Below are 697 nucleotides of genomic sequence, written 5' to 3' on the forward strand. Positions count from 1 at the left end.
TGGCCGCGGCTGGCGGAGGCGCGTTCCACGGCCTCCAGCTGGTCGGCGAGGACCGACTTGGAGTCGTGCAGCAGGCGGCCCACGAGCGTGGACTTGCCGTCGTCGACGGACCCGGCGGTCGCGAACCGCAGCAGGGTGGTGGCCGACAGCTGCTCGACCGACAACGGCTCGGTCGGTTCGGTGGTGCTGGTCATGACTAGAAGTACCCCTCGCGCTTGCGGTCTTCCATCGCGGCCTCGGAGAGCTTGTCGTCGGCGCGGGTGGCGCCGCGCTCGGTGAGCCGGGAGGCGGCGATCTCGGTGATGACCTGCTCCAGCGTCACCGCGTCGGAGTCCACGGCACCGGTACAGGACATGTCGCCGACGGTGCGGTAGCGCACCTGCCGCTTCTCCACACTCTCGCCGTCCCTCGGGCCGCCCCACTCGCCGGCGGTCAGCCACATGCCGCCCCGCTGGAACACCTCGCGCTCGTGGGCGAAGTAGATCGCGGGCAGCTCGATGCCCTCCCGGGTGATGTACTGCCACACATCCAGCTCGGTCCAGTTGGACAGCGGGAACACCCGGACGTGCTCGCCGGGCGCGTGGCGGCCGTTGTACAGGTTCCACAGCTCCGGCCGCTGACGGCGCGGGTCCCACTGGGAGAACTCGTCCCGCAGACTGAACACCCGCTCCTTGGCGCGGGCCTTCTCCTCGTCCCG

At 70.6% G+C, this 697-nt stretch carries 1 protein-coding gene and 1 pseudogene; both read right to left on the bottom strand.

All coding sequences use genetic code 11. From position 1 onward, the window contains the following. A pseudogene (locus IE318_RS44485) lies at nucleotides 1–194 on the bottom strand (hypothetical protein); the annotation flags it as partial. 2 nt (nucleotides 195–196) lie between these two features. Then, a partial coding sequence (gene cysD, locus IE318_RS44490; RefSeq protein WP_189908498.1) for a sulfate adenylyltransferase subunit CysD occupies nucleotides 197–697 on the bottom strand: 501 nt, incomplete at its 5' end.

It is taken from the genome of Streptomyces spiralis (assembly GCF_014654675.1).
Classification (GTDB): Bacteria; Actinomycetota; Actinomycetes; order Streptomycetales; family Streptomycetaceae; genus Streptomyces; species Streptomyces spiralis.